At 70.2% G+C, this 15,656-nt stretch carries 15 protein-coding genes; 8 read left to right on the top strand and 7 right to left on the bottom strand.

What is annotated here, in order from left to right; genetic code table 11:
- Position 1: 1 nt before the first annotated feature.
- From ABH923_RS19920 to ABH923_RS19885, 8 genes are all read left to right on the top strand, one after another.
- On the top strand, positions 2 to 1,306 hold the full coding sequence (locus ABH923_RS19920; RefSeq protein ID WP_370057127.1) for an ABC transporter substrate-binding protein: 1,305 nt from the start codon (positions 2 to 4) through the stop codon (positions 1,304 to 1,306).
- 2 nt (positions 1,307 to 1,308) lie between these two features.
- A complete protein-coding gene (locus ABH923_RS19915) occupies positions 1,309 to 2,268 on the top strand; it encodes a carbohydrate ABC transporter permease (RefSeq protein WP_370057126.1) in 960 nt (319 codons plus the stop codon).
- A gap of 74 nt (positions 2,269 to 2,342) precedes the next feature.
- The gene (locus ABH923_RS19910; protein WP_370057404.1) at positions 2,343 to 3,194 is read left to right on the top strand and encodes a carbohydrate ABC transporter permease; all 852 of its coding nucleotides are present in this window, start codon (positions 2,343 to 2,345) and stop codon (positions 3,192 to 3,194) included.
- Between the two features lie 28 nt (positions 3,195 to 3,222).
- Positions 3,223 to 4,233: a hypothetical protein gene (locus ABH923_RS19905; protein WP_370057125.1), complete on the top strand. Its 1,011-nt coding sequence runs from the start codon at positions 3,223 to 3,225 to the stop codon at positions 4,231 to 4,233.
- Positions 4,234 to 4,274: 41 nt separating this feature from the next.
- A complete protein-coding gene (locus ABH923_RS19900) occupies positions 4,275 to 5,303 on the top strand; it encodes a glycosidase (protein ID WP_370057403.1) in 1,029 nt (342 codons plus the stop codon).
- Positions 5,304 to 5,358: 55 nt separating this feature from the next.
- Positions 5,359 to 5,697 (top strand): YciI family protein, encoded by a 339-nt coding sequence (locus tag ABH923_RS19895; RefSeq protein WP_345839428.1) that lies wholly within the window; start codon positions 5,359 to 5,361, stop codon positions 5,695 to 5,697.
- Positions 5,694 to 6,950 carry an RNA polymerase sigma factor gene (locus ABH923_RS19890; RefSeq protein WP_370057124.1) on the top strand — a complete coding sequence of 419 codons (1,257 nt, stop codon included), beginning with the start codon at positions 5,694 to 5,696 and terminating at the stop codon, positions 6,948 to 6,950. Before ABH923_RS19895 ends, ABH923_RS19890 begins: the two co-directional genes overlap by 4 nt.
- A gap of 55 nt (positions 6,951 to 7,005) precedes the next feature.
- The gene (locus tag ABH923_RS19885; protein WP_370057123.1) at positions 7,006 to 7,848 is read left to right on the top strand and encodes an NAD(P)-dependent oxidoreductase; all 843 of its coding nucleotides are present in this window, start codon (positions 7,006 to 7,008) and stop codon (positions 7,846 to 7,848) included.
- Positions 7,849 to 7,921: 73 nt separating this feature from the next.
- On the opposite strand, the gene ABH923_RS19880 is transcribed toward ABH923_RS19885, so the two are convergent.
- From ABH923_RS19880 to ABH923_RS19850, 7 genes are all read right to left on the bottom strand, one after another.
- Positions 7,922 to 8,980 (bottom strand): Gfo/Idh/MocA family protein, encoded by a 1,059-nt coding sequence (locus ABH923_RS19880; protein WP_370057122.1) that lies wholly within the window; start codon positions 8,978 to 8,980, stop codon positions 7,922 to 7,924.
- Positions 8,977 to 10,032, bottom strand: coding sequence for a Gfo/Idh/MocA family protein (locus ABH923_RS19875; RefSeq protein ID WP_370057121.1), 1,056 nt, complete (start codon positions 10,030 to 10,032; stop codon positions 8,977 to 8,979). The genes ABH923_RS19880 and ABH923_RS19875 overlap by 4 nt, the downstream gene beginning before the upstream one ends.
- A complete protein-coding gene (locus ABH923_RS19870) occupies positions 10,029 to 10,886 on the bottom strand; it encodes a carbohydrate ABC transporter permease (RefSeq protein WP_370057120.1) in 858 nt (285 codons plus the stop codon). Before ABH923_RS19870 ends, ABH923_RS19875 begins: the two co-directional genes overlap by 4 nt.
- Positions 10,879 to 11,853 carry a carbohydrate ABC transporter permease gene (locus tag ABH923_RS19865; RefSeq protein WP_370057119.1) on the bottom strand — a complete coding sequence of 325 codons (975 nt, stop codon included), beginning with the start codon at positions 11,851 to 11,853 and terminating at the stop codon, positions 10,879 to 10,881. Before ABH923_RS19865 ends, ABH923_RS19870 begins: the two co-directional genes overlap by 8 nt.
- Before the next feature lie 2 nt (positions 11,854 to 11,855).
- Entirely contained in the window at positions 11,856 to 13,121 is a 1,266-nt protein-coding gene (locus ABH923_RS19860) for a sugar ABC transporter substrate-binding protein (protein ID WP_370057118.1), read from the bottom strand.
- Between the two features lie 114 nt (positions 13,122 to 13,235).
- Positions 13,236 to 14,429 carry a Gfo/Idh/MocA family protein gene (locus tag ABH923_RS19855; protein WP_370057117.1) on the bottom strand — a complete coding sequence of 398 codons (1,194 nt, stop codon included), beginning with the start codon at positions 14,427 to 14,429 and terminating at the stop codon, positions 13,236 to 13,238.
- A complete protein-coding gene (locus tag ABH923_RS19850) occupies positions 14,426 to 15,640 on the bottom strand; it encodes an ROK family protein (RefSeq protein ID WP_370057116.1) in 1,215 nt (404 codons plus the stop codon). Before ABH923_RS19850 ends, ABH923_RS19855 begins: the two co-directional genes overlap by 4 nt.
- Positions 15,641 to 15,656 lie beyond the last annotated feature (16 nt).

Genomic DNA, 15,656 nt, shown 5'->3' with positions numbered 1-15,656 from the left:
CATGCGTAAACGCATCACCGGCCGCCGACTCGCGGTCGCCGTCATCAGCGCCGGCCTCGTCGCCGGCACCCTGGCCGCGTGCGGCTCCAGCAGCGGAGGCGGCCAGACCGACGCCATGAAGGCGCACGGCCCGATCACCATCTGGTACTCCAACAACCCGCAGGAGGTGCAGTGGGGCAAGTCCATGGTCTCCTCCTGGAACTCCTCGCACCCCAAGGAGCAGATCAAGGCCCAGGAGGTCCCGGCCGGAAAGAGCACGGAAGAGGTCATCGGCGCCGCCATCACCGCCGGCACCACCCCCTGCCTCGTGTTCAACAACCTGCCCGCCGCGACCGGACAGTGGGAGAAGCAGGGCGGCCTGGTCGACCTGTCGAAGTTCTCCGACGGCAACTCGTACATCCAGGGCCGCAGCGGCGCGACCGCCGACCAGTACAAGTCCCCGAACGGCGACTTCTTCCAGATGCCGTGGAAGCAGAACCCGGTGATGATCTTCTACAACAAGGCCATCTTCCAGAAGGCCGGCATCGACCCGAACAGCCCCGACCTGTCGACCTACGACAAGTTCATCGCCGCCGCCCAGAAGATCAAGTCGTCCGGCGCAGCGCCGTACGCGATCTACCCGGCGCCGACCAGCGAGTTCTTCCAGCCGAACTTCGACTACCTGCCCCTGCTGGCCGCGCAGACCGGCGGCAAGACGTTCATCGAGAACGGCAAGTCGAACATCACCAGCCAGGACTCCATCGACGTCGCCAACTTCTGGAAGAGCATCTACGCCGACGGCCTCGCCGGCAAGGAGCAGTACCAGGGTGACGCCTTCGCCGACGGCAAGTCCGCGATGGCCATCGTCGGACCGTGGGCGATCGCGGTCTACAACAAGATCCAGTGGGGCTCCGTGCCCGTCCCGACCAAGGACGGCAAGTCGGCCGACCAGACCTACACCTTCCCCGACGCCAAGAACATCGGCATGTACACCTCGTGCAAGAACCAGGGAACGGCCTGGGACGTCATCAAGTACGCCACCTCGAAGGACCAGGACGGCAAGCTGCTGAACGTCACCGGCCAGATGCCGATCCGCTCCAACGTGTCCAGCGTGTACGCGAGCTACTTCGACTCGCACCCGGCGTACAAGGAGTTCGGCGCCCAGAGCGAGCGCACCGCTGACGACCCCACGGGCGTCAACACGATCGCCCAGCTCCAGGCCCTGCGCGACGCGTACTCCAAGTCGGTGATCAACGGCACCGGCACGGTGGAGGACGCCTTCAAGGCCGCATCGCAGAAGATCGACCAGCTCCAGGCTCAGAAGTAATCATGAGCACCCTCTCCGCACCCCCGGCGGCGGGCACCACGCCCGCCGCCGGGGCGGCCCCGCGGCGACGCAAGCCGCTGCTGCAGCGCATCCTCGGCACCAACCCCCTCGGCTGGCTGTTCGCTGCGCCGTACCTGATCTTCGTCCTGGTGATCTTCGCCTACCCGCTGATCTACGCGGTCTACATGTCGTTCTTCGACTACTTCTTCGCGGCTCCAGGCGCCCAGGTCACCCAGCCCTTCGTCGGGTTCCAGAACTACATCCAGGCCTTCACCGACCCGGCCGTGCTGCAGTCGTTCGCCAACGTCGGGATCTTCCTGATCATCAACGTGCCGCTGACGGTCGTGCTGTCGCTGGTGCTCGCGAGCGGGCTCAACGGCATCACCCGGTTCCGCACGTTCCTGCGGGTGAGCTACTACGTGCCGTACGTCACGGCGAGCGTCGCGATCATCGGCGTCTGGCTGTTCCTGTTCAACGGCTCCGGGCTGGTGAACCAGATCCTCGGCCCGCTCGCCCCGAACCCGTCGTGGTTCATCAACCCCGTGCTGGCCATGCCGACCATCGCGATCTACGTGACCTGGAAGCAGCTCGGCCTCTACATCCTGCTGTACCTCGCCGCGCTGCAGAACGTGCCGCGCGAGCTGTACGAGTCGGCGGCCACCGACGGCGCGGGGAGGGTGCGGCAGTTCTTCTCCGTCACCGTGCCCGGCGTGCGGCCCGCGACCGTGCTCGTGCTGCTGCTCGCCACCATCACCGGCGCCAACATGTTCACCGAGCCGTACCTCCTCACGGGAGGCGGCGGGCCGGACGGCCACTCGACCTCCCCGGTGCTCCTCATCTACCAGCAGGGCATCCAGCAGGGTCACCCGGGCTACGCCTCAGCGATCGGCGTCGTGCTCGTGATCCTGGTGCTGATCATCGCCTGGCTGCAGAACCGATTCGCGGGAGGACGAGAGTCATGACCACCCTCAAGCCGACAGGCGCCGAACCGGCGCCGCAGACTCCGCGCGCCCCCAGGAAGCGCCGTCGCCGCGACATGGCCGCCGCCGCGCGGCTGAGCCGCCCGCAGGCGATCCTTCGCGGGATCGTCCTGACGATCGGCGCCTTCGCCTTCCTGTTCCCCTTCTACTACATGCTGATCGGGTCGCTGCAGGCGTCGCCCGACACGACCGTCGCGGGGGCGTTCCCCAATCCGGCGAACATCACGCTGCACAACTACGCAGCGATCGACTCCCGGATCAACCTCGTGCAGGGCCTGATCAACTCGGGCATCTTCACCGGCGGCGTGCTGCTGTGCACCGTCGTGTTCGGGGTGCTCGCCGGGTACGCGCTGTCGATCCTGCACTGGCGGGGGCGCGGGGTGACCTTCGCGCTGGCGCTGCTGGTGCAGACCATCCCGTTCCAGCTCCTGATGATCCCGCTGTACGTGCTCATCGCACGCAACTACGGGCTGGGCGACAACTACCTGGGGATGATCCTGCCGTACGCCATCAACTCGGCGGCGGTGCTGATCTTCCGGCAGTACTTCCTGCAGTTGCCGCGCGAGCTGTTCGACGCCGCCCGCGTGGACGGCGCCGGGGAGTTCACGCTGCTCTGGCGGGTCGCCCTCCCGCTGGTGCGACCGGCTCTGGTGACCGTGCTGCTGCTGACCTTCATCGGCCCGTGGAACGAGTTCCTCTGGCCGTTCCTGATCACGAAGGAGGCGAGCCTGCAGCCGCTGGCCGTCTCGCTGGCGAACTACATCAGCACGGTCGCGGCCTCCACGGCCAACCCGTACGGGGCGATCCTCGCCGGAGCGGTCGTCCTGGCCGCACCCGTCGTCGTGCTGTTCATCATCTTCCAGCGCTACTTCACCTCCACCGACATCGGCTCGTCCGTCAAGGGCTGAGCCACCCGCACCGAACGCAAGGAGAACCGTGGACGCCGCATACACCGACGCCCTCCGCCTCAGCTATGAGGAGGCGCTGGGTCACGCCAACGCCCTCACCGACCACATCTCGACCGACCACTTCTCGGCGAACTACATCGACCCGCCGGACTGGGCGATCGGCCCGTTCCAGCGGGACCCGTCGCTGACCTTCCGGCTCGACGGCCAGTGGGACGACCCCACCGGCGTCGGCTGGACGAGCAGCGCGATCTTCAACCCGTCGATGATCGAGCGCGACGGAGAACTGCACCTCTTCTACCGGGCCTCGCCGCGGATGGAGTCGCTGGCGAGCCGGATCGGCCATGCCGTCCTCCGCGACGGGGTGTGGCACGACGACCCCGCCAACCCGATCGTCTACCCGACGCTGCCCAACGAGCCGCTCGGCTGCGAGGACCCCAAGGTCTACGAGGTCGAAGGCCGCTACGTGCTCTTCTATAACGCCAACCGGCGTACCGAGGCGGGCGAGATCGCGGTCGACATCATGGGGATGGTCTCCGACGACCTGGTGTCGTGGGAGAAGATCGGGCTGGTCGTCCCGCTCGAGGTCTCCCAGGACTGGGCGAAGGGCGCCGTCGTGCCTCGCGACGAGCATGGCCGAGCCGTGCGGATCGGCGGCGAGTACCTGATGTTCCTCTCCGAGGGCTGCGGCGGGCGGCCGATGATCGGCCACTCCGACGATCTGGTCTCCTGGACCTTCGCCGAGCAGCCGTACCTCGACCTGTCCTCGCTGCCCGGCAGCCTGTTCGAGGTCGCCTGCGCCGTGGTGCGCGGGGACGACCTCGTGCTGGATTTCTTCTACGCCGACGAGAACGGCGACTTCTCCGCCGCCCAGGCGAACTATTCAGTCGACGCCCCCTTCACACAGCTCGGCCTCCACCGCGGAGGCTCCCTCGCCTGGGGCGGCCTGCAGAAGGTGGACGGCCGCTGGTCGTTCGCGCAAGGCTGGGACGCTCCCCGCGGAGAGCGCGAACTCTATGTCTACAAGGAGGTCACGAAGTGACTGAGCCCTTCCCGTACCGTCTTTCCCGCTCCGGCGTGGTGATGACTCCCGACCCCGGCGAGCCGCTGGAGGCGGAGGGCGTGCTGAACCCCGCGTCCGGCCGCGACGCCGACGGCGAGCTGTACCTCCTGCCCCGGCTGGTCGCCGACGGCAACGTGTCCCGGGTCGGCCTCGCCCGCGTGGTCGTCGAGGGCGGCGTGCCTGTCGGCGTCGAGCGGGAGGGCGTCGTGCTGGCGCCCGACCGCGACTTCGAGCGCGGCCGGCGCAACTCCGGCGTGGAGGACCCGCGCACGACGTTCGTGCCGGCCCTCGGCCTCCACGTGATGACCTATGTCGCGTACGGCCCGCTCGGCCCGCGCACCGCCGTCGCCGTCTCGGCCGACCTGCGGTCGTGGCAGCGGCTCGGCCCGGTCACCTTCGAGTACGACGACGAGCTGGGCGTCGACCTGGCGCTGTTCCACAACAAGGACACGGTGTTCTTCCCCGAGCCGGTCACCGGGCCGGACGGCGTGGAGAGCCTGGCCGTGCTGCACCGGCCGGTGTGGGACCTCGGCGAGGTCAGGGACGGCGAGGGTGCGCATCCGCCGACCGGGCTGGACGAGAAGCGCCCGAGCATCTGGATTGCGTTCATCCCGCTGGCCGCCGCCCGCGACGACCTCGGCGAGCTGACCCGGTGGCGGCACAACCGCTTCCTCGCCGGTCCGGAGTTCCCGTTCGAGGAGCTGAAGATCGGCGCAGGACCGGCCCCCGTGCGGGTGCCGGAGGGCTGGCTGCTGCTCCACCACGGCGTCACCGGGCGGCTGGAGCGCGGTGTCGACCAGCAGAAGCACGTCAACTACTCGGCCGGCGCGATGATCCTCGACGCCGACGAGCCATGGCGGGTGATCCGGCGGACGGAGGAGCCGCTGCTGAGCGCCGAGACCGAGGAGGAGCGCAGCGGCATCGTGCCGAACGTCGTGTTCCCCACCGCGATCGAGCGCGTGGACGGCGTCGACTGGGTCTTCTACGGGATGGCGGACTCGAAGATCGGCGTCGCGAAGCTGGAGCGGGTGGCGACTTCCGCGACATGATGTCGAGATGACGTCCTCCCGTTCGTATGGACGGTGAGAGGAAGGAATCACGATCATGTCCCAGTACCTGCTCAGCGTCTACCAGCCCGACGGGCCCGTCCCGGAGCCGGAGGTCCTCGCCGCGATCGGCGAGGACCTCGACGCGCTCAACACCGAGATGCGCGCGGCCGGCGCCTGGGTGTTCTCCAACGGCCTCCTGCCGCCGCAGTCGGCGACCGTGCTGCGGCCGGCCGGCGCGGAGGTGATGGTCACCGACGGCCCGTTCGCGGAGGGCAAGGAGCACCTCGGCGGCTTCACCATCGTCGACGTGCCCGACCTGGACGCCGCCCTCGAGTGGGGCAGGCGGCTCGCCGTCGCGACCACGCTGCCGATCGAGGTGCGGCCGTTCGCGTGAGCCGCGACCAGGATGGCGCGGCCGTCTCCTCCGGAGCGATCGACTCGATCTTCCGCGAGGAGTACGGCCGCGCCGTCTCCGTGCTCTACCGCTCCCTCGGCGACCTGGACCGCGCGGAGGACGCCGTGCAGGAGGCCTTCGCCGTCGCCGTCGCGCGCTGGCCGGTCGACGGCCTTCCGCCTGCGCCGGCGGGGTGGCTCATCACCACCGCCCGCCGCCGCGCGATCGACCGACTGCGCCGGGAGGCGGTCGGCCGGGAGCGGGAGGCGGAGGCGACGACGCTGCTCGCGCTGGCCTCCACGGTGGAGGCCGCCGACACCAGCGCGATCACCGACGACCGCCTCCGGCTCATCTTCACCTGCTGCCACCCTGCGCTCGCGCCGAACGCCAGGGTGGCGCTGACGCTGCGGCTGCTCGGCGGGCTCAGCACCGCCGAGATCGCCCGGGCGTTCCTGGTGCCGGAGGCCACGCTCGCCCAGCGCATCTCGCGCGCGAAGGCGAAGATCAGGGACGCCAGGATCCCCTACCGGGTCCCGGCCGCCGCCGACCTCCCGGAACGGCTCGGCTCGGTGCTCGCCGTCGTCTACCTGATCTTCAGCGAGGGGTACACCGCGACCGCGGGCGACCGGCTGGTGCGCGAGGAGCTGTGCGGCGAGGCGATCCGGCTCGCGCGCCTCCTGACGGCGCTGCTTCCCGACGAGCCCGAGGCCCAGGGGCTGCTCGCCCTGCTGCTGCTCGTCGACGCCCGCCGTCCCGCCCGCCTGGATCGCGACGGGTCGATGGTCGCCCTCCCCGACCAGGACCGCGGCCGCTGGGAGGCCGCGCTGATCGCCGAGGGCCACGCGATCGTGCGTCGCTGCCTCGTCGCGGGACGGCCCGGACCGTACCAGCTCCAGGCGGCGATCCAGGCGGTGCATGACGACGCCGCGCGCGCCGAGGACACCGACTGGCGGCAGATCGTCGCCCTCTACGACCAGCTCCTGCGGGTGCAGCCCTCCCCCGTCGTCGCCCTCAACCGTGCGGTCGCGGTGGCGGAGGCCGTCGGACCCGGGCCGGCGCTGACGGCGATCGAGCCGCTGCGCGAGGAGCTGGGGTCGTTCTATCTGCTGCACGGCATCCGCGCCGGGCTGCTGCGCCGGTCGGGACGGCCGGAGGAGGCCGCGGCCGAATACGACGAGGCGGTGCGCCTGTGCGCGAACGACAGCGAACGCGAGTTCCTGTCCAGGCAACGGGCGCGGCTGCCGGAGGTGTGAGGTGTGATCGGCGCTCCGGCTTCCGTCCGCGCGGCCGGCGGTGGAGAGTGGCGCTATGGACATCGCATTCCTCGGGCTCGGCCGGATGGGCCGCGAGCTCGTCCCCCACCTCATCGACGCCGGCCACACCGTGACCGTCTGGAACCGCTCACCCGAGCCGGCCCGGACGATCGGCCGCCGCGGCGCCCACGTCGCCGGATCGGCCGCAGAGGCGGTCGCCGCGGCGGGCACGGTCGTGAGCGTGCTGTTCGGGCCGGAGGCCGTGCGCGAGACGCTGCTGGACCCGGACCTCCCGTGGCGCCCCGGCACGCTCTGGATCGACGTGACGACGGTCTCCCCCGCCGAGGCGACGGAGTTCGCCGCCCGCGCCGCCGTCCTCGGCATCCGCTACGTGGCCTCCCCCGTCGTCGGCTCGCTCGCCCCCGCCCGAGCCGGAGCGCTCGCGGTGCTGGTCGGCGGCGAGCACGACGCGGCACGCGAGGCGAAGCGCGTCGTGGGCCTCTGGGCCGACCAGGAGAAACTGCGCACCTTCGGCACGCCGGCGGCGGCGACGGCGGCGAAGCTGGTGGCCAACCTCGCGCTCGCCATCTCGATGGAGGCGCTATCGGAGTCACTGCGCCTCGGCCGCGCCGCCGGCCTCACCGACGACGAGGTGCTCGCCACACTCTCCCTGACCGCGATCGCCCCGCTCGCCGCCATGAAGGGCCCGCTCGTGACCGCAGGAGACTACGACGACGCGCAGTTCACCGCCGACGCCCTCGCCAAGGACGCCCGCCTCATGCTCGCGACCGCGGACGTGCCGCTGCCGGCCGTCGCGCTCGTCGCGGCCGAGCTGCAGCGCGCGATCGACGCGGGGCACGGCGGGATGGACTTCTCGGTGATCGCGCGGGATCGATGAGGCCGCGCTCGTCGAGGGGCGCGTAAACGCCCCTAAAACGCGGTTTTAGGGGCGTTTACGTGCCCCTCGATCATCAACACGCGAGCCGGGTCACCACTCCACCTCCAGCCGCGGACCGCCTCGCCGCGTCCACGACCTGCAGCGTCCGCAGCCCGACCCCACCGTCCGGGACCGCCGGCCGCCCTTCCCGCACAGCGCTGACGAACTCCTCCAGCATGGCTGCGTCCAGGTCGTCGCCTGTCGGGACCCACACCGGCCCGTCGCCGGTCTGGCCGCCGATGTGCTCTGCGAACGGCGCGATCGTGACCGAGCCGCGCGTGCCCGTCACCTGGAACGTCAGGCCGCCCCAGGTCGGCGCGGCGTCCGGGACGCTCCACGAGCAGTCGATCGTCGCCACCACGCCGCTCGGGTACACCGCGGTCACCAGGCCGCCGGTCTCGACGGACGCCTCCGGGTGCAGGATGCGGTTGGCGACCGCGTGCACGGTCGCCGGCTGCTCGCCGAGCAGCTCGTCCAGCAGGTCGGCGCAGTGCACGACGTGGTCGACCAGTGCGCCGCCGCCCGCGAGCGCGGGATCGGTGAACCAGGCGCGGTCGGAGGGCACCTTGCCGTTGTTCGTCCCCTTCACTGCCAGCAGCGTCCCGAGTGCGCCGCCGCGCACGCGGTGAAGGAGGTCGGCGAACGCGGGCGCGAACCGGACCGGGTACGCCGTCATCAGGGTGACGCCGGCCAGCTCGGCGGCCGCCAGCATCGCCTGGGCGTCCTCCACCGTCGTGGCCAGCGGCTTCTCGCACAGGATGTGGGCCCCGGCCGCCGCTGCCGCCTCCACGAGTGCGCGGTGGCGGACGTTCTCGGCCGTGACGATCACAGCGTCCGGACCCCAGGCCAGCGCCTCCTCGTACGTCGGCAGGTAGCGCACGCCGAGCTGCTCGGCGAGTGCACTGCCGCGGAGGGCGGCATCCGGCGCCGACGCGCCGTCCGGGTCGGTGACGACGAGCTTGATGTCCGCGCGGCCCGAGAGCGCGCGGCAGTAACCGATCGCGTGCGTGTGCGCGAGCGACAGCACCGCCACCTTCAACGGTCGGCCTTCGGGGATCCCCACGGTCTTCTCCTCCTGAATCGGGACGGTCATGCGCCGACCATCGCCTCAGCTGACGCCGACGCCAGGTCCAGCTCGACCGGCAAGCCGCTGCGCAGCGACTCCATCGCCGCCTCGGCCAGCGCGACGGCGCGCACGCCGTCCTCCGGCGTCACCCGGGCATCACGGCCCTCCGCGATGGCCGCCACGTAGTCGCGGAGCTGCGCGGTGTACGGGCTCTCAGCGTGCACGGGCGGCGGCAGATAGCCGTCCGCGTCGTGCGCCGACGGGATGTCGACCCGGCTCGGCGTCCGCGTCGAGTCGATCGCGAGCGTGCCCGCGGAACCGGCGAGGTCGGCGCTGGTCCGGAACGGCAGCCCGCGCGCCCCCCAAGTGCCCTGGAGGTGACTGATCGCGCCAGTCGCGTGCGTCAGCACGACGTGGGCCGTGACCGTGTGCGGCTCGGCGGCGTCACCGCCCGGCGCGCTCTGGACCGCGTACACCCGGACGACGTCGCCGGCGAGCCAGAGTGCCTGGTCGAGGTCGTGGATCATCTGGTCGCGCACGATCCCGCCGCCGCGGGCCTCGTCGTGGAACCAGGTGCCCGCCTTCGGCGCCTCGCCGCCGCGCACGAACCGCAGCACTGCGGGCTCGCCGATGCGCCCTGCCGCGATCTCGCGTTGCACGGCCGCGTACTCCGGGAAGTACCGCACGACGTGGGCGGGGAACAGCCGCACCCCGGCCTCCCGCGCCGCCTCGACGACCTCCCTGGCCTCCTCGACGGAGCCGCCGAGCGGCTTCTCGCAGATGACGTGCTTGCCTGCGCGGATCGCCGCCAGGGCCAGCGGCGCATGGCTGGTGGTCGGGGTCACGATGTCCACGACGTCGCTCGCGGCGAGCAACGCGTCGAGGTCGCCGGCGACGGCGAAGCCGTACTGCGCGGCGAGTTCCGGTGCGCCCTCGTGCGAGTGCACGGTGACCGCGGCGCCGAGCGCCCGCCAGCCGTCCGCGTGGACGCGCGAGATGCCGCCGGCCCCGATCAGGCCGACTCGAAGGGTGTTCACGGTGTGCCTTTCTGTCGTCGTCGCCTCGGTCTCCGTCGTCATTTCAGACCGGAGAACGCGATGCCGTCGATGACGCGTCGTTGCATGAGGAGGAAGAGGATGAGGACCGGCGCCATCGCGAGCAGGCTCGCCGCGAGCAGCAGCGGGTAGTCCGGTATGGAGCGCTGGCTGGTGAGGGTGGCGATCCCCGGCGCGAGCGGCATCTGCGTGGAGTCCGTGGCCACGATGAGCGGCCAGAGCAGGTCGTTCCACGAGGCCAGCACCGTGATGATCGCCAGCGCGGACAGCCCGGGCTTGGCCAGCGGCAGCATCACCTTCCAGAACACCTGGAAGTGGTTCGCCCCATCGAGTCGCGCCGCCTCGGCCAACTCGTCGGGCAGGCCGAGGAAGAACTGCCGCATCAGGAAGGTGCCGAACGCGCTGAAGATGCCGGGCGCCGCGATGCCCGCGATGGTGTTGAGCCAGCCGAGCCCCTGCATGATCTGGTACTGCGGCAACAGGTAGACCTGCGGCGGCACCATCAGGATGGCGAGCACCAAGGCGAAGATCGTCCGCCGGAACGGGAACTCCATCCGGGCGAAGGCATAGCCCGCCATCGAGCACAGCAGGAGCTGGCCGACCGTGCGGATGACCGTGACGGCCACCGACACCCAGAGCTGGTTGAGGAACGGGAGCTGGTCGAACACGTGCGCGAAGTTCTCGAAATGCAGTGTCCCCGGCCAGACCGTGGGCGGCACGGAAGTGACCTGCGCATTCGTCGCCAGCGACATCAGGATCTGCCAGACGAACGGGAAGATCATCAGCAGCGACGCCACGATGAGCACCGCGTGGGTCAGGCCGTTCCCGCGCGTGCGGCCGGCCCGAGGCCGCGGCCGTGCGATCACCGAGCTAGACATAGTTCACCCACTTCTTCTGCATGCGGAACTGGAGCATCGTGAACGCGCCGACCAGCACCAGGATCGCGACGCCGACCGCCGCCGCGTAGCCGTTGTCCCCGGTCTGCTGGTGCGCGAAGAACAGGTAGACGAGCGACTGCGTCTGGTTGATCGCCGGGTTCTGCGTGCCCATCAGCGCGTAGAGCAGATCGAACAGCTGGAACCCGGTGATGACGGTGATGACCGAGACGAAGAAGATCGACGGAGTCAGCAGCGGCACGGTGATCGAGAAGAACTGCCGCGCACGGCTCGCGCCGTCGATCGAGGACGCCTCGTACATCTCCGGCGGGATGCTCCGCATCCCGGCCGAGAGCACGATGAGGTTGAACCCGAGCGAGATCCACACGCCGACGACGCCGACCGCGAAGAGCGCGAACCACTGCGTGCTCAACCAGTTCGGCCCTTTGATGCCGATCAGCGAGAGCGTGTAGTTGATGACGCCGAAGTCGCCGTTGAAGATGATCCGCCACACCATCGAGATGGCGGCGGGCATCGCCACGTACGGCAGGAAGAACGCCGTGCGGTAGGCGGCTGCGAACCGCAGCCCCGGCCGGTTGATCAGCGCCGCGAACCAGACCGCCAGCGGGATGCCGAGCAGGAGGATGACGACGTAGATGAGCGTGTTGAGGATCGCGCGCCAGAAGTCGGAGTCCGCCAGCATCTGCTGGTAGTTCGTGATCCCGCTCCAGGTCGCGCCGCCGAACGCGCCCCAGGTCGTGAAGCTGAAGTAGGCGTTGCGGAAGATCGGCCAGATGTAGAACACCAGCACGCCGAAGAGCAACGGCCCGACGAACAGCAGCGCCCACCAGCCGTCCGAGCGCAGGCGGCGGCCCCGGCCCCGGCCGGCCGCGCGCGGTGCGCGGGAGCCCGGGGTGGCGGGCGCCGCCTGCGCGGCGCCCGCTCCCTTCGTGATCGTCTGAGTGGACATCGTCACTCTTTGGCGAGGTCCGCGTTCATCTGCGCTGCGAGCTCCTTGGCGACCTCGGCCACCGGCTTCGTACCGCTGAACGCGTCGGGCAGCAGGTCGCTCTCCGCCTTGTTCCAGGCCGCGGTGTTCTTGGAGATCGGGTACGGGTATGCGTAGTCCGTCGCCGCCTTCTCGAACACGCTCAGGTCCCACGGCGCCGAGTCGACGAACGCCTGCTGGGTGCCGTTGTATGCCGGGTTCGCCGCGCCCATCTTCGCCTGGGTCTGCGCGGCCTCCTTGCCGCCGAGGTAGTTCTGGAAGGCGATGGCGGCCGACTTGTTCTTGGAGTCCTTGGCGACGACGTTGGCGAGACCGTGGATGACGGTGGCCTGACGCGCTCCGGTCGGCAGCGGAGCGACCGCGATCTGGGCCTTGACCGGCGAGCTCAGCAGTTCGGCGTTCGACCAGGTGCCGGACCAGAACATGGCCGACTTGCCGTTGATGAACCACTGGTCCTGCGGCGTGTCGGAGAGCTGTGCGAGCGTGGGCGACGATCCGTCCGCGATCAGGTCGCGCACGAACTGGAGGCCCTTGATCGACTTGGGGTCGTCGTAGCCCGACTTCTTGCCGTCGGCGGAGATGATCGAGCCGCCGGCCTGCAGGATGGTGTTGTAGTACATCTCCTGGCCGCCGCTGAGGCCGCTGGCCTCGCCATAGATCCCGTCGCCCTTGAGCTTGTCCGAGATCGCCTTGGCCTTCTGGTGGAAGTCGTCCCAGGTCCAGCCCGCGGTCGGGTACGAGACGCCCGCCTTGTCGAAGATCGCCTTGTTGTAGTAGACGGCGATCGTGTCGAAGTCCTTCGGGACGCCGTACTGCTTGCCGCCGTACGAGTAGAGCGAGTCCAGCGCCTTCGGATAGTTGGCGGGGTCGATCGCCGAGCCGACCGGCTCCAGCAGGCCGTTGGACGCGTAGAGCTGGAAGTTCGGCCCGTTCATCCAGAACACGTCGGGCAGCGTCTTGGACGAGCCCTGCGTCTGCAGCTTGGTGAAGTAGTTCTGGTACGGGGTGATCTGCGACGTCACCTTGATGTTCGGATAGGTCTTGTTGAAGTCCTTGATCAGGGCCTCCATCGCGGGCTTCTGGTTCACGTCCCAGTACGCGTAGGAGATGCTGGCCGACAGATTATGATCGGCAGGGGCATCGGAGCCGCTGCCAGTGTTGGACGAGCATCCGGCGAGCACGACTGCGGACGCGACCGCGGCCGCGGCGGCGAGCAGGGCTTTTCGCATTGGTTTCTCCTTCGAAATGTGGTGTCGATGCTTCCCGGGTCGGCGACTTGACCTCGCCGGCCCGGTCTTCCTTCGGTGCAGGGTGCTCCGCTTCTCGCGGAGCGCGGGCCGTCGCTACAGCAGTGCGACGACCCTCTCGTCCGCGGGGGGCACGGCTCGAGGCCGCGATCCGTAGCGAAGCGATTCGGTGGCCGCCACGGCGGTGGCCACGGCGTTGCGCGCTGCCACCGCTGACGTCGTCGTCGCGGTGCCGTCGCGCACGAAGTCCACGAACTCGGCGATGGTGAGCCGATCCGCGTCTCCGTGCCCGCCCTCGTCGCCGAGTACGGGGTACTCGACGTCGCCTGCGGGGTTGTAGGTGGTCCGGCGGTTCCAGACGCGGACGACCGCGCCCTCGGTGTCGCCGAAATTCTCCAGGCGCCCCTCCGTGCCGATCACGGTGTAGTTGCGCCAGTAGTCCGGGGTGTAGTGGCACTGCTGATACGAGGCGTAGACCCCGTTGTCGAGCCGCATGGCGACCATGGAGATGTCCTCCACGTCGATCACCGGGTTGAGCTCGCGCTGCGTCAGCGGAGGCCAGGAGTCGAGCGAGAACCAGTCCGGCATCGCCCGGTCGGAGTTGTCCCTGCGGTCGTCGATGCCACCGTAGACGGTCAGCCCGCCCATCCCGGTGACCAGCTCGGAGTATCCGCCCGCCAGCCAGTGGATGATGTCGATGTCGTGCGCGCCCTTCTGAAGCAGCAGGCCGTTGGACTTCGCCCGCTCGGCGTGCCAGTCCTTGAAGTAGTAGTCGCCGCCGTTGCCGACGAAGTGCCGACACCAGACCGCCTTGACCTCGCCGATCTCGCCGCGCCGGATGATGTCGCGCATGGTGCGCACCACGCTCATGTGGCGCATGTTGTGGCCGACGTAGAGCCGGGTGCCGGTCTCGGCGGCGGCCGCGAGGATGGCGTCGGCGTCGGCCACCTCGATGGCGAGCGGCTTCTCCAGGTAGACCGCGATCCCGGCGCGCAGCAGGTCGACCGCGATCTCCGCGTGCGTGTGGTCGGGCGAGGTGACGAACGCGGCGTCGACCGCGTCGCCTCCCGCGATCAGGTCGCGGTGGCCGGCAAAGGTCGCGCCGGCGCCGAACGTCGCGGCCGCGCGCTCCCGCGCCGAGGGCGACGGGTCCACGACGGCGACGATCCTGCCGTCGCCGCTCTCGACGGCGTGGTGGGCGATTTCCGAGCGCGCGCCGGCGCCGATCACGGCGAGGCGAAGCACCCGCTTCTCGGCGGCGTCCACGCCGATCGTCTCCTGAACGGTCATCTCCGCGATCCCTCCACGCTCTCCTGCGCCGCCAGAGCCTGCGCCCCGGCCACGTCGATCTCGGGCTCCGGCATCCCGGGAACCAGGTACAGCCGCTCCATCGCCTGGCCGGAGGCCAGCGCGAGCGCGCCGAGCACGACCGACTCGGCGCCGAGCTCGGACTGGATGATGGACGGCCGCACGGGCACGCCGATCTCGGACATGACCGCCGCGCGCAGCGGCCGGAGCAGCTCCTCGCCCGCGCGCGACAGACCGCCGCCGACGACCACCACGTCCGGGTCCACCGCCATCGTCACGGTCGCGATGCCGGTCGCGACCCCGCGCACGAACGCTTCGATCTCTGCGATCGCGGCCGGGTCGCCCTCGCCCGCGGCGCGGAAGACCTCCTCACCGGTTCCGGCCGACTCCCAGCGGAGCTGCCCCGACTCGTCCACGTGCATCGAGAAGACGCTGCCGCCGATCTCGCCCGCGGCGCCGTGGCGCCCGCGCCGCAGCCTGCCGTCGATGATCAGCCCCATCGAGATGCGGTGGCCGGCGAAGAAGTAGGCGACGTCGTCGACGAGCCGAGCGGCGCCCATCCGGTGCTCGGCCAGGGCGGCGAGCCGCATGTCGTTCTCGATCGTGACCGGGCAGCCGAACTCCTCGCTCAGCCTGCCGGCGATGTCGACGCCCTCCCAGTCCGGGAAGTTGTGCGACACGGTGAGCCGGCCGTCCGAGCCGACCATGCCGGAGACGGCCACGGCCATGCCCGAGAGGTGGGACAGCCGGCCGATCTCGATGCCTGCGAGTTCGAAGCAGGCGTGCACGGCCTCCTTGACGTTCTCGAGGCGGCCCGCGCCGACGAAGCTGCCGTCGATGTCGCGCTGGTGCCAGGCGACGACGCGGCCCGTGAGGTCGGCGACGACTACGCGGATGCGGTGGATGCCGACGTCCACCCCGACCAGGAGTCCCGCGTCGGCGACGAACTCGAAGATGCGGGCGGGCCGGCCGGCCCCGCGGCCGCCGAGGGTGTGCTCGTCGATCATGCCGACGAGACCGCGCTCGCGCAGCAGCGGGAGGGTGGCCTCCACCGTGGGACGCGAGAGGCCGATGCGCTCGGCGAGCTGGGCCACGGTCGCGCGGCCCCCGTCGCGCAGCGCGACGGCGACACGAGCACCGCTCGCGTTTGTCAGTCGCACGTCGTGCGTCGCGCCGTTGTCGCCATGGACCATCGCTGGACCTCTCCGT

Origin of the sequence: Leifsonia sp. EB41 (genome assembly GCF_041262565.1) — a bacterium.
Taxonomy (GTDB): Bacteria; Actinomycetota; Actinomycetes; order Actinomycetales; family Microbacteriaceae; genus Leifsonia.
The sequence above is the reverse complement of the archived record's forward strand: the minus strand, read 5'-3'. Positions and strand labels throughout refer to the sequence as shown.

Excerpts from the sequence above, each read along its gene's own strand:
- ABH923_RS19895 (WP_345839428.1), top strand. The coding sequence starts at position 5,359 with ATGTCCCAGTACCTGCTCAGCGTCTACCAGCCCGACGGGCCCGTCCCG.
- ABH923_RS19880 (WP_370057122.1), bottom strand. The coding sequence starts at position 8,980 with ATGACCGTCCCGATTCAGGAGGAGAAGACCGTGGGGATCCCCGAAGGC.
- ABH923_RS19860 (WP_370057118.1), bottom strand. The coding sequence starts at position 13,121 with ATGCGAAAAGCCCTGCTCGCCGCCGCGGCCGCGGTCGCGTCCGCAGTC.
- ABH923_RS19910 (WP_370057404.1), top strand. The coding sequence starts at position 2,343 with ATGGCCGCCGCCGCGCGGCTGAGCCGCCCGCAGGCGATCCTTCGCGGG.
- ABH923_RS19870 (WP_370057120.1), bottom strand. The coding sequence starts at position 10,886 with ATGTCTAGCTCGGTGATCGCACGGCCGCGGCCTCGGGCCGGCCGCACG.
- ABH923_RS19915 (WP_370057126.1), top strand. The coding sequence starts at position 1,309 with ATGAGCACCCTCTCCGCACCCCCGGCGGCGGGCACCACGCCCGCCGCC.
- ABH923_RS19920 (WP_370057127.1), top strand. The coding sequence starts at position 2 with ATGCGTAAACGCATCACCGGCCGCCGACTCGCGGTCGCCGTCATCAGC.
- ABH923_RS19850 (WP_370057116.1), bottom strand. The coding sequence starts at position 15,640 with ATGGTCCATGGCGACAACGGCGCGACGCACGACGTGCGACTGACAAAC.
- ABH923_RS19885 (WP_370057123.1), top strand. The coding sequence starts at position 7,006 with ATGGACATCGCATTCCTCGGGCTCGGCCGGATGGGCCGCGAGCTCGTC.
- ABH923_RS19900 (WP_370057403.1), top strand. The coding sequence starts at position 4,275 with ATGACTCCCGACCCCGGCGAGCCGCTGGAGGCGGAGGGCGTGCTGAAC.
- ABH923_RS19855 (WP_370057117.1), bottom strand. The coding sequence starts at position 14,429 with ATGACCGTTCAGGAGACGATCGGCGTGGACGCCGCCGAGAAGCGGGTG.
- ABH923_RS19875 (WP_370057121.1), bottom strand. The coding sequence starts at position 10,032 with ATGACGACGGAGACCGAGGCGACGACGACAGAAAGGCACACCGTGAAC.
- ABH923_RS19865 (WP_370057119.1), bottom strand. The coding sequence starts at position 11,853 with ATGTCCACTCAGACGATCACGAAGGGAGCGGGCGCCGCGCAGGCGGCG.